General features: G+C 54.5%; 12 protein-coding genes. 5 read left to right on the top strand and 7 right to left on the bottom strand.

Annotated elements, in window-relative coordinates:
- The first annotated feature begins 50 nt into the window (after positions 1 to 50).
- Complete coding sequence (locus GO984_RS05910) at positions 51 to 539, top strand: peroxiredoxin (RefSeq protein ID WP_157021618.1); 489 nt, start codon at positions 51 to 53, stop codon at positions 537 to 539.
- Here the strand turns inward: GO984_RS05910 and GO984_RS05915 are convergent.
- From GO984_RS05915 to GO984_RS05940, 6 genes are all read right to left on the bottom strand, one after another.
- Positions 536 to 829: a 4a-hydroxytetrahydrobiopterin dehydratase gene (locus GO984_RS05915; protein WP_157021619.1), complete on the bottom strand. Its 294-nt coding sequence runs from the start codon at positions 827 to 829 to the stop codon at positions 536 to 538. The genes GO984_RS05910 and GO984_RS05915 overlap by 4 nt on opposite strands.
- Complete coding sequence (locus GO984_RS05920) at positions 826 to 2,013, bottom strand: GNAT family N-acetyltransferase (protein ID WP_157021862.1); 1,188 nt, start codon at positions 2,011 to 2,013, stop codon at positions 826 to 828. The genes GO984_RS05915 and GO984_RS05920 overlap by 4 nt, the downstream gene beginning before the upstream one ends.
- 44 nt (positions 2,014 to 2,057) lie before the next feature.
- A complete protein-coding gene (locus GO984_RS05925; protein ID WP_157021620.1) occupies positions 2,058 to 2,831 on the bottom strand; it encodes a glycerophosphodiester phosphodiesterase family protein in 774 nt (257 codons plus the stop codon).
- Positions 2,828 to 3,286 (bottom strand): RidA family protein, encoded by a 459-nt coding sequence (locus GO984_RS05930; RefSeq protein ID WP_157021622.1) that lies wholly within the window; start codon positions 3,284 to 3,286, stop codon positions 2,828 to 2,830. The genes GO984_RS05925 and GO984_RS05930 overlap by 4 nt, the downstream gene beginning before the upstream one ends.
- 83 nt (positions 3,287 to 3,369) lie before the next feature.
- Complete coding sequence (locus tag GO984_RS05935) at positions 3,370 to 4,674, bottom strand: HlyD family type I secretion periplasmic adaptor subunit (RefSeq protein ID WP_157021623.1); 1,305 nt, start codon at positions 4,672 to 4,674, stop codon at positions 3,370 to 3,372.
- Positions 4,671 to 6,404, bottom strand: a complete 1,734-nt coding sequence (locus tag GO984_RS05940; RefSeq protein WP_157021625.1) for a type I secretion system permease/ATPase — start codon at positions 6,402 to 6,404, stop codon at positions 4,671 to 4,673. Before GO984_RS05940 ends, GO984_RS05935 begins: the two co-directional genes overlap by 4 nt.
- Before the next feature lie 198 nt (positions 6,405 to 6,602).
- Here GO984_RS05940 and GO984_RS05945 point away from each other — a divergent pair, with 198 nt between their 5' ends.
- Entirely contained in the window at positions 6,603 to 7,376 is a 774-nt protein-coding gene (locus GO984_RS05945) for an MlaA family lipoprotein (RefSeq protein WP_157021626.1), read from the top strand.
- Positions 7,366 to 7,974: an MlaC/ttg2D family ABC transporter substrate-binding protein gene (locus tag GO984_RS05950; protein WP_157021627.1), complete on the top strand. Its 609-nt coding sequence runs from the start codon at positions 7,366 to 7,368 to the stop codon at positions 7,972 to 7,974. Before GO984_RS05945 ends, GO984_RS05950 begins: the two co-directional genes overlap by 11 nt.
- A gap of 195 nt (positions 7,975 to 8,169) precedes the next feature.
- On the opposite strand, the gene GO984_RS05955 is transcribed toward GO984_RS05950, so the two are convergent.
- Entirely contained in the window at positions 8,170 to 10,443 is a 2,274-nt protein-coding gene (locus tag GO984_RS05955) for a transglycosylase domain-containing protein (RefSeq protein WP_157021628.1), read from the bottom strand.
- 257 nt (positions 10,444 to 10,700) lie between these two features.
- Between GO984_RS05955 and GO984_RS05960 the strand changes: the two genes are divergently transcribed.
- Both GO984_RS05960 and GO984_RS05965 read left to right on the top strand, forming a co-directional pair.
- Complete coding sequence (locus tag GO984_RS05960) at positions 10,701 to 11,039, top strand: P-II family nitrogen regulator (protein ID WP_157021629.1); 339 nt, start codon at positions 10,701 to 10,703, stop codon at positions 11,037 to 11,039.
- 25 nt (positions 11,040 to 11,064) lie between these two features.
- Positions 11,065 to 12,387 (top strand): ammonium transporter family protein, encoded by a 1,323-nt coding sequence (locus tag GO984_RS05965; protein ID WP_157021630.1) that lies wholly within the window; start codon positions 11,065 to 11,067, stop codon positions 12,385 to 12,387.
- Positions 12,388 to 12,486 lie beyond the last annotated feature (99 nt).

The raw sequence follows: 12,486 nt of genomic DNA on the forward strand, positions 1-12,486 counted from the left end.
ACCCTATATGTGGGTTGAACCAAAACGCAATTAGAAGTGATGAGGCTTAGATGATTTCAGTTGGTGAAAAACTGCCAAAGGCAAACCTGGTACAAATGGGACCTGATGGTCCTGAATCGATTTCAATTTCCGATAAGACAAATGGCCGCACAGTTGCGATGTTTGCTGTACCTGGCGCCTATACGCCAACCTGCAGCTCTGCGCATGTACCCAGCTTCATTCGTACTAAAGACCAGTTTACGGCCAAGGGCGTTGACGAAATCATCTGCATTTCTGTCAATGACCCGTTTGTCATGGCTGCATGGGGCGCCGAAACAGGCGCAACCGAGGCAGGCATAACCATGCTGGCCGACGCCGAATGCAACCTGACCGAAGCCATCGGGATGCGTTTTGATGCAGCTCCGGCAGGCTTGGTCGCCCGCTCACTGCGCTACGCCATGCTGGTTGAAGATGGTGTAGTCAAAATTTTGCAGATGGAACAAGGCCCTGGCGTTTGTGACCTCACCGCCGGAGAGGGTCTGCTAGACGCCATGGCTTAAACCAGGCTGTCCAGCTTACGAGCCAGTTTGGCATCCTGTGTGCTGACCCCACCCACATCATGTGTGGTCAGCACAACGGTTACCTTATTGTAGACATTGCTCCACTCGGGGTGATGATCCCATTTTTCAGCCCAGATCGCGGCGCGCGTCATCCAGCCGAACGCGTCAACAAAACTGCTGAACTTGTAGGTTTTGGTGATGGCATCCCGGCCCTCCATCAGTGTCCAGCCGGTTTGGAACAGCGGGTCCAGCAAAGGCCCGCGGGTTGCATCTGACAGTTTCTCAGTCATTGCTGTTCCTCCACTTGCAATTTTTTGAACGGGCCGTAGTCCGTCAAGATTTCAATTTCTTCCTCGATTGCAGCGCGTTCGGCTTCAAGATATCTGGCCACCGCATCAGAAAACCCGGGATCACCTAACCAATGCAAGGAGTGTGTCTGCGTCGGCAGATATCCGCGCGCCAGCTTGTGTTCACCCTGGGCTCCGGCTTCGATTGTTGCCAATCCCATTGAGATCGCCAGATCCATCGCCTGATAATAGCACAGTTCGAAATGCAGGCATGGATGATGTTCCGTACTGCCCCAATAGCGACCATAGAGCGTGTCACGACCAATAAAATTCAGCGCCCCAGCCACATACTCGCCGTCACGACGGGCAAGTATCAACACCATGTCATTGGTCATTGTATCTTGGGCAATATCAAAGAAACTCCGGGACAGATAGGGCGACCCCCATTTGCGCGCTCCGGTGTCCTGATAAAACTCCCAGAACGCATCCCAGTGCTCGGGCTTCAACGCATCCCCGGTGAAGGTTTCGATCTCGCCACCAAACCCCTGGGCCTGTGCGCGTTCCTTGCGGATGTTCTTTCGTTTGCGAGACGACAGGCTGGCGAGAAAATCGTCAAAACTCTTGTAATCGTGATTAAGCCAGTGAAACTGTTGCGTCAGTCTTGGCATCAGGCCCATTTGTTCGCCTGCCTTGGCCTCAAACTCCGTACAAAACGTAACATGCAATGACGACAGCTGATTATTCGCCGCCAATTGCACAGCTCCCTGTATCAGCGCCGAGTGGCCGATGCCTTCATACTCCGGCCGGACAAGCAATCTCCGCCCTGTCACAGGTGTAAACGGCACCGCCATCTGGAGTTTTGGGTAATACCGCCCGCCGGCCTGCTCAAACGCATGGGCCCAATTGTGATCAAAAATGTATTCACCCTGGCTATGCGACTTGGCATACATCGGGGCGCAAGCGATCATCTCTCCTTCCCGATAGGCCGTCAAGTACTGCGGCTGCCAGCCGGTCCCGCGCCCAACCGAACCGCTGTCTTCCAGTGCCGTGAGAAACCGATGGGTGGTAAAGGGATCATTTGGACGCCCTCCATCAACCACTTCGGGACAGGCGCAGGCATCCCATTCCCCGGCCTCGATCTGCGACAGGGAACTCAGCAACTGTATTTCGATTTGCGCCTGATCCATGGTGCCCCCTTGTGCCTGCATACTTGGGTAGAGACGCTCCGCGATCAACCCGGCAGGTTTGAAAGGTAGCCTTCGAAGGTCACATTATCGGCAAATGCCCGTGCTGCCGCTTCTTCGGCCGCAGATGTGATGGTCCAGCTAAGCACCGGAACACCGCTATCCCGCAGGGACTGCACACGGGGTCGGGTCAGGTCATAAGCCTCATGGCTGATAAAACAGGCCTGAGCGCCTTCAAAATCTGGTATGTCACGCAAATGATCGCAGATTGCTGGGGTAAGCTCCGGCCACTCAATCGGATCATAGGCGCTGGTCGTAATGCCACGCGGCAAGTGTGGGGCCAGTCGGGCCAGTTCAGCAACCGAATGGGGATTAAACGACATTAAGGCCACTGGGCCATTGTAGCTGCGCAGGGCATCCACAGCAGCCCGTTCCAATACGCCGACATCAGGGCCCATTAGCCCATCTTGGTCCTTAACCTCGATCAGCAGAGGTACTTGACCTCCGACCAGCTCCAATACTTCAGCCAGATCCGGAATACCTTCATCAACGCCGCCTTTCAGCGGAATTGCCTGAGCCTGACTGTGGCTCAAAGCTTTGACCGGACCACAGGCCCCGGTCAGTCGCTCTAGGGTGTCGTCATGAAATACCATTGCCTGACCATCCGAGGTCAGCTGCAGATCGATTTCGATGCCATAACCCGCCGCAATTGCCGCATGGATGGCCGCGCGACTGTTTTCGGGACGGCCATCTGCGACATCATGCAGGGCACGATGCGCAATAGGAATGTTCAGGAATGCAGCAGGCAGAGGCGGTCTCATTTGATTTGGAAAACCCCGTCGATCTCAACCGCGACACCAAGCGGCAACGACGGTGCGCTGACAGCTGACCGTGCATGGCGGCCAGCATCACCCAGAGCCGCAACCAAAAAGTCAGAGGCCCCGTTCACGACCATTGGCTGCTGGGTGAACTCATCTGTGGAATTCACAAATGCGCCCAGTTTCACCACTTTCACCAGACGGTCCAGATCACCGCCACAGGCAGCTTTCACCTGTGCGAGCAAAGCAATAGCACAGCGCTTGGCTGCAGCAGCGCCAGCTTCGACATCCATATCCGCACCCAATGTACCGGTGATCAACCCAGACTCGTCGGCTGAAATTTGACCAGAGACATAGACCATATCGCCCACCACCACATAGGGCACATAGTTCGCCGCTGGTGCCGGAGCGTCAGGGAGCGTTACACCCAATTCGTTCAGTTTCGCCTCAAAACCCATGTCATCATTCCTCCAGGATGCGTTTGCGTGGCGACGCTAGCCGGGATGCCCAACAGCGAAAAGAGCAAAAATGCAAACAAGCCTTAGCTCTCGCGGAAGGCCTTGAGGAAATAAGCGGCAAGTGGCTTAACCAGATATGATAGCGGCGAGTGGTCAGCGGTACGAATATAGCTTTCGACAGGCATACCGGGGAGTAACACGATTCCTTCCGGCAGCTTTTCGAGCTCTCCTTCATTTAGCGTGATTTCAGCGCGATAATAGGACAAACGACTGGCCTCATCCTCAAACGCATCTGCTGACAGCAACATAACAGTACCAAACAGATCCGGCGTTTCACGTTGATCCAGCGTCGAGAACCGAAGCGTCACAGGCTGCCCAACATAGACCTCATCGACATGAATAGGATCAACTTGTGCCGCAACAACCAATGGTCGATCCTGTGGCACCAGATACAACACAGGTTCCGCCGCCCGGATCACCGACCGTGGAGTGTGCACCTGCAATCCATAAACAATCCCCGAGACGGGTGCCCGGATATCCAACCGCTGCAACTGCTCCAGGAGGGAACGCCTGGTTTCTGCCAGCTCCAATTCCTGGTACCGCAAATCGCGCAACTGCGTGATCGCTGCTTCGCGTCGGCCAGTGCCAAGTTTAAGCACCTCAATTTCAATTTCGGTGATCCGTCCTTCGGCCTGGGCCTCACTCGCAATCAGCTCCCCTAAAGAACCTTGTAAATCAGCGGACGTGCGACGCAGGTTCAGCACGGTGCTCGCCTGTGCCAAGCCTCTGTCCAGCAGCGTCTGCTGGTTGGTCAACTCTTGTCCAATCAGCTCTAGCTGAAGCGTCATCGAATCCTGCTGCGCTTTCACCCCGATAATTTGGTTGGCAATCTGTGCTCTGCGCTTTGCCAATTGCTCTGTTTCTCGCGCAATTGATTCGCGACGCGCATGGAATAGCCGCTTCTGGCCAGCTATCAGATCCTCGATCTCGATCCGCCCACCTGATAGCTCAACAAGTTCAGCATCAAATTCAATTTCATCGGCGTCGTCGCGTTCTGCTTCCAGACGCCCTCGACGGGCGACAAGCTCAAATAACTGCCCCTCGGTGATCACCAATTGAGAGCGCAGTCGATTCGCGTCCAGGCGGAGCAACATTGCCCCTTCAACCACGCTGTCGCCTTCCTCGATTAGGATTTCGGACACGATCCCGCCATCCAGATGTTGCACCACTTGGCGGTTTTGATCCACTTCGATACGGCCGCTTGCAACCACCGCACCGGCAATGGATGACAGCACCGCCCAGGCACCGAAACCACCAATCAACACCATCAAACCCAGCCCCCCGATGATCAACGGACCACGGGCAGACCATGTATTTTCCTGCTTCATGATACTGATCCCGCGGTTGCAGATTTTTTGATATCCTGATGGTTCGCCACCATTTGGCGCAGTACCTGTTCTTTCGGGCCAAAGGCCGTCTGGTTGCCTTGATCTACAACCAGCAGCAAATCACACTCCTGAATCGCCGCAGGTCGGTGCGCCATAATCAACACAGAGTTACCTTCTGATTTCAAAGATTTAATCGCCGCGTTCAAGGCCATCGACCCCTCATTATCCAGGTTCGAATTAGGCTCATCCAAGATAACAATTACCGGGTCATCATACAGCGCCCGCGCTAGGGCGATACGTTGCATCTGCCCACCGGACAGCCGGCCACCACCTGCGCTGACACGGGTGTCATAGCCGTCTGGTAACTTTGTAATCATCTCATGCGCTGCTGCTTTCTTGGCGGCAGCAACAACCTTTTCTGCATCCGGGGCCTCCGCCAGTCGCGCAATATTCTGTGCTATTGTGCCTTCAAACAGTTGAACCCGCTGTGGCAAGTACCCAATATGTTGCCCCAATACGTCCGGAGCATATTGGTCCAATGCGGCGCCATCCAGCCGAACAGTTCCTGCTGCGGCCCGCCACACCCCTGTTAGCGCCCGGGCCAACGTTGATTTCCCAGACCCAGATGGACCAATCACACCAAGTGCCTGCCCCGGAGCCAGTTGAAACGATACATTGCGTAACAGCGGTGTTTTGTCACCCGGAGGCACAATGGTCACGGCCTGCACCTCCAGCTTCGCTTTTGGTTTAGGCAAAGACAAACGATCCTTTTCTTCGGGAACCTTGGTCAGCAACTCACTCAAATTACCCCATCCCTTGATGGCTCGCTGGACCAGCGCCCATTGGCCCAGACCCAACTCAATAGGAGCCAGTGCTCGCCCCATCAGGATCGATCCCGCAATCATCGCCCCCGGCGACACTTCCCCCTGCAATGCAAGATAGGCCCCAAGGCCCAACATTGCGGACTGTAGGAACAATCGCAGCGTCTTGGTCATTGTGGTGAACCGACCGCCTATATCATTGGCCGAAACATTATCTACCAATGCCTCGTCACGCGCGATCTTCCAGCGTCCAAATGCAGCGCCACGCATCCCCATCGATTGGATCATTTCTGATTCGGTTCGAATCTCTTCGGACATCAGGTTTCCACGGTGAGAAGCAGCCATAGCTTTTTGCAGGGGTGCGCGTGAAAAGAACTGGTTCATCAACGCAAGACAGACTAGAATTGCGCCGCCAACCAAGGCCAGCATACCCAGCCAAGGGTGGAACAACGCGATCCCCGCCAAAAAGACCGGGGTCCAAGGAAGATCAAATGCCGCCATCAGCACAGGCGACGACATCAGACGCTGCACCGATTCTAAATCGCTTAGCCCGGTTTGAGCCACTGGGTCGGGGGCAACGGCAGAGCGTCGGATCATTGCGTTAAACACCCTCTTGTCCAGATCCGCCTGAAATCTCGCTCCGACACGCGCCATGATCCGGCCACGCGCGTAATCCAATATCCCCATTATGCCATATAGGAAAACGACCAGAAGTGTCAGAGCCACCAGCGTCTGCTCGGAACGGCTGCCCAGGACCCGGTCATAGACCTGCATCATGTACATCGGCCCAGTTAGCATCAGCATGTTCGCAAAGAAGCTAAAAGCGCCGACCGACCAATAGAGACCGCGGCTGCGGCTGCGGGCCGAACGCAGTTCATCTAACCCACTTTGAAATATTTTAGTTGCCATAATGTGCCCAAAAATAGTCGCATGTTGCGTTGGTTTAAACGCAACTCTTACGCTCAGAAGGTTAACTTGAAATTTGTTCCAAATCTGTCACAACCAGACAAACAATACGAGCTACCACTGGGAACCAGAGTGATTACCTATAAATCACACTGATATTGCGCTCATGTTGCAAATGAACGGACACAAAGGCCAACGGTTTTGACGCTACGATCAATTTTTATTCTTGTTTCGCTATTGCTCGCAGGCTTGACAGCTGGCTGCTCAGGCCAAAGCCCTGAAGCCCGTGCTTCTGGTGAAGTTTTTGACCCGTACGAGGGCGTCAACCGTGCCACACACGGTTTTAACCTTGATGTAGACCGGTTTCTCTTTCGCCCTGCCTCCAAAGGTTATGTAAGCGTTATTCCACCCGATATGGTCACCAGCTTCGGCTTGTTCGCTGAAAACCTGTCGATGCCCGGCCAGGCGGTGAATGCGCTCCTGCAAGGTAACCTGAAAGAATCCGGAATCGCAGTGTCCCGGTTTTTCATAAACTCGGTGTTTGGTATTTTGGGCATGGGTGACCCTGCCTCGGACTTTAATGTACCCCGGGTCGATACCGACTTTGGTGAAACCCTACATGTTTGGGGTTTTGGTGAAGGCGCATATGTGGAGCTCCCTTTGTACGGTCCATCGACTTCACGCGATGCCATCGGCGTAATTGCTGATTTTTTCACCAACCCAATCACCTTTGCCCGGCAAAACCCCGCCGATAACATCGGCGTTTACGCCGAAATCGTGCGCCGGATGGGCGATCGTGGCAATTATTCTGCTACAGTGGATTCGATTTTGTACGAGAGCGCCGACAGCTATGCTCAGGCACGGCTCATCTACCTGCAAAACCGCCGCTTTGAATTGGGCGGCGATCAAGATAGCTATGATGGGGTCTTTGGGGATCCCTACTCTGACCCCTACGAGGATATCTATGCCGATTAAACTGTTTAGCCGTCGCTCCTTTTTGGCAACCACGGTGTCTGGGCTTGGCTTAGCTGCCCTGCCATTCCCTGCCTTTGCAATCAGCGAAAATAGTGCCCGCAGCTTGGTCGACGAGGTAGTGAACGACATCAACAAGGTGATTGCCTCAGGCAAACCCGAGTCAGCAATGGTCCGGGATTTTGAGAAAATATTCGTGCGTTATGCTGACGTGCCCATCATGGCCCAATATGCGCTTGGCGTTGACGGTCGCAGCGCCTCGAAGGGTCAAATGAGATCCTTCACCAAAGCATTCCAGGGTTACATTGCTCGTAAGTACGGCAAGCGGTTCCGTGAATTCATCGGCGGCGGCATCGAAGTAAAGTCGACCCGGAAGATCCGCGCTGGCTACGAAGTTAAGTCGATCGCAACGCTTCAGGGGCAGGCACCGTTTGAAGTGACATTCCTGGTGTCAGACAAGTCCGGCAAAAATAAGTTTTTCAACATGTTCATCGAAGGGGTGAACTTGCTGCTGACTGAACGCACTGAAATTGGCGCCATGCTGGATCGTCGCAAAGGTGATCTCGACTTGCTGATCAAAGATCTAAAGACGCTGAGCTAGCCCTAAATGTGTGGGCAATTGGGCGGCACTCATGTGTCTTGCTCATTCTGACAAAAGCCCCGCGTTCATGTGAACCATCAGCGATGCTGATAGTTATGTGATCTTGGGCGCCGCGCCTGCGCGGCGCTACGCCCAACGGAAGCCACCTCCATCAGGAGGTCGGCGACGGGCGGGAGGTCCCGTCTGCAACACGCGTCAGTTGCCAAATATATCCTTCAGCAACCCATCCACCGCGCGTCCCAGCTCCCGACCCAGTTTAGGTCCATTGCCATTATTTCGGCGTTCCGGGTTGGGTTGTGGTGTCGGAACAACCAATGGAGCAGGAGCCTGCATCGGCAGTGCCACGGGTGCCAGCCCATCATGCACCCGGATCATTGTTTCGCGCCAGATTTCAGCGGGGAGACCGCCACCGGTAACGCCTGACAGCGGTGTATTGTCATCATAGCCCATCCAGACACCGGCAACATATTCAGCCGTGAAGCCGATGAACCATGCATCCCGCGCAGCCTGGGTTGTGCCTGTTTTGCCCGCGACCTGCCAACCTGGCAACTGTGCCCGGCGACCGGTGCCCTCAGAAATCACCTTCTCCATCATCCAGGTCAACTGTTGCGCAGCGCTTGTCTGGATCACCCGCTCCCCCATGCCACCACTGGTGCCAATCATAGCTTCATCATCATCCATCAACCGCAATTCGACCAACCCATAGGGGGTGACTGACGACCCGCCATTCAGGATTCCCGCATAGGCGCCGGTCATTTCGATCAAAGTGCTTTCCGAAGCGCCAAGAGCCAGCGCCGGGCCATCAGCCAAATCACTGGACAGACCAAAATCACCTGCCACCTGACGCACCAAATCGCGTCCAACCGCTTCAGAGACTTTTACCGCAGGGATGTTCAATGAATCTCGCAGCGCCCGTGCAAGAGTCACCTCTCCATAGAATTTATGCGTATAGTTCTTGGGGCACCATTGCCCTGACCCAGCGATATTCAGGCAGTATTCAGCGTCCAGCACCAGATCCAGCGGTGAGTAACCCAATTCCAGTGCCGTCGCATAGACAAAAGGCTTGAACGCCGAGCCAGTTTGACGTTGCGCTTGCGTTGCACGGTTGAACACACCGGATACACGGGACTGCCGCCCACCAACCATCGCCCGCACAGCGCCATCCGCGCTCATTACGACAATCGCCGCCTGTGCCTTTGACCCTTCGCGTACCTTATTATCAAAAATATAGGTCAACGCCTCTTCAGCCGCAGTCTGCAGTCGTTGGTCAAGCGTGGTGCGAATGACCACGTCCTCGGTTGTCTGATCACCAAAGAAGCTGGGGATTTTGTCCATGACCCAATCCGCAAAATATCCCCCCGCCCTCGCAGCTGCGGCTTTGCTCAATTGGGCAGGGTTGTTCCGGGCATCCTGTGCCTGCGCGACGGTCAAATACCCCTGATCATGCATCAATCCAACGATCACCTGCGCCCGGTCCTGTGAACGTTGCAGGTTATTGGTTGGCGCATATCGCGTTGGCGCTTTCAACAGCCCGGCCAACATGGCTGCCTCCGCAGGGTCAACCTCAGCGGCGGATATTCCAAAATAGCGCTGACTTGCGGCCTCAAACCCTCGTGCTCCAGCCCCCAGAAAAGCCCGGTTCATATAGATCGTCAGAATCTCGTCCTTGGTGTATTTGCTCTCCATCGCCAGCGCATAAATCGCTTCTTTGACTTTACGCCACAGAGAACCTTGTCGGCAATCCGCCTCATAGGCCTTTTCGCTTTCCCAGACATCCATGTCATAGGGCACCCCCAAACACAGCAGCTTGGCTGTTTGTTGGGTGATGGTTGAGCCCCCATTGCCTGATAATGGGCTACGCCCTGCCCGCATGTTGATACGTATTGCACTGGCGACACCCCGTGGTGAGATTCCAAAGTGACCATAGAACCGCTTGTCCTCGGTAGCGATAATGGCGTTCTTCAGATGGGGAGACACAGTTTGCGTAGTGACCACACCACCAAACTGATCTCCACGCCATGCATACACCTGACCATTCCGATCCAGCATCGTTACCGAACCACGCGCACGGCCATCCAGCAAAGCACTGACGTCTGGCAACTGCAGGTAGTGATAGCCGACAGCCAGAGCGGTCAATGTACACACCACCATCCCTATCCGCCAGGTAAAGCCCCAGAACAGGCCAAACACCCAACGAAACAGTCCACCTATTGCATAGCGAATACGTCCAAAAAATCCCTTTGGCTTGCGCTTACGTGGGCTGGACTTTCGGGCGGCAACCTTGCGTGGAGCCGGTTTACGCTTTGTTGGTTTTGGTTTCGCCGCTTTGCCTCCACCGAACAGAAAGCTGAACCAACCCTTGCTCTTTGGCTTAGACCTGCGTGCACTTTTGCGAGCGGGTGTCTTTCGAGACCCCGCCGAGTAGCGCTTATCTGCCACCAGAGGCGTACGCCCTGATCGTTTTGCCATGCCAATGTCCTGCCCGGTTCGCCCGTTTTGCATAGCATAACCGCTCCGGCGGGTTTTGTTGAGGGGAAGTTTTTCTGCGGGTGCGCCTTCTTTGATCGTCTAAAAAACAGGCAAAGATTATTATTTAAGCAACTATATTGAGCCGACGCACCCGGCAAAGGCGAACTCTCTTCCAAAATCATTCCCAAGACTCACTACAGCCGCTTGTTTGCAGGTGCAGAACAATTGGGCTGGTCGCCTGGGAAAAGGATGCTGACATGAAAATGATCATTGCCGCCATCAAGCCATTTAAGCTGGAAGAAGTCCGCGAAGCGCTGACTGACATCGGCATTGCAGGCCTGATGGTTACTGAAATCAAGGGGTTCGGCGCACAGGCGGGCCATACAGAAATCTACCGCGGTGCAGAATACGAAGTAAATTTTGTACCCAAGATGAAACTAGAAATCGTGGTTGCTGCCGATCAGGCCGACCAGGTCGTCGAAACCATCACCAAAACCGCCCGCACCGGCAAAATCGGCGACGGCAAAATCTTTGTTCTGGATGTGGCTCAGGCAGTGCGGGTGCGCACTGGCGAGACCAATCTGGACGCACTGTGAATAACGGCACAAGAAGGAACATAAAATGAAAATCCTGAAACTCCCACTCGCCGTTGCAGCGTTGATCGCGCTTCCCGCGATTGGATTTGCGCAAGACGCAGATGTCACCCCACCGAACAGCGAAATCGGCTACATCCTCACAACCTTTATGTTCCTGTTTGCAGGTGTTCTGGTGTTCTGGATGGCTGCGGGCTTTACCATGCTCGAAGTTGGTCTGGTGCGCGGCAAGAACGTGACCATGCAGCTGACCAAAAACATGGGTCTGTTTTCGCTGGCTGGCATTGCCTATTATGCGGTTGGGTATAACCTGATGTATCCGGGTGATGGTTGGTCTATTAACGGCATCTTGGGTGCCTTCTCGATGACCTCACTGGAACCCGTTGGTCTGGCCGACACCGAAACTGACCTGACCTATGCGTCGGTTGGTTCTGATTACTTCTTCCAGCTAATGTTCTGCGCCGCGACCGCGTCGATCGTGTCCGGCACCATGGCCGAACGTATCAAGCTGTGGCCATTCCTGATCTTCGTGATTGTCCTGACCGCCTTCATCTACCCGATCCAAGCCTCCTGGAAATGGGGCGGCGGATTTCTGCAGGAAATGGGTTTCCAAGATTTTGCTGGTTCTACCGTTGTGCACTCGGTTGGTGGCTGGGCTGCCTTGGTTGGCGCACTGATCCTGGGCCCGCGCATCGGTAAGTACAAAGGCGACCGTACCATTCCAATGCCGGGGTCCAACCTGCCACTGGCCACTCTGGGCACTTTCATCCTGTGGATGGGCTGGTTTGGATTTAACGGTGGTTCGCAACTGTACATGGACACTGCTGCCAACGTTGCTGACATCAGCCGTATCTTTGCCAACACCAACGCTGCTGCTGCTGGCGGTGCGGTGGCCGCAATGCTGCTGACACAATTCCTATACAAAAAACCTGACCTGACCATGATCCTGAACGGTGCGCTGGCTGGCCTGGTTTCGATTACTGCCGAGCCTCTGGCGCCTTCGCTGGGCCTGGCCACGCTGATCGGTGCTGCTGGTGGTGTGATCGTGGTTCTGGTTGTTCCAGTTCTCGACAAGTTCAAAATTGATGACGTTGTTGGCGCCATTCCAGTTCACCTTGGTGCAGGTATCTTTGGTACGCTGGTTGTGCCACTCAGCAATGTTGATGCATCGTTCTTTGTTCAGCTGAAGTCAGTTCTGATTGTGGGTGTCTTTGTTTCGGTTATTTCCGCCATTGTTTGGCTGGCACTGAAAGCCAGCGTCGGCATCCGGGTCACGGAAGAAGACGAAATCAACGGATTGGACATGGCTGAACTGGGCATGGAAGCCTACCCAGAGTTTTCCAAACTCTAATTCTACCCCCACATTGATACAGTTGGCGCGGCCCTTATGGGGGCCGCGTTTTGCGTTTTGGGGCAAGTGTTGGAATTTGAGTATTTTCAGCAAAAAGAA

This window comes from Parasedimentitalea huanghaiensis (assembly GCF_009753675.1).
GTDB classification, from domain to species: Bacteria; Pseudomonadota; Alphaproteobacteria; order Rhodobacterales; family Rhodobacteraceae; genus Parasedimentitalea; species Parasedimentitalea huanghaiensis.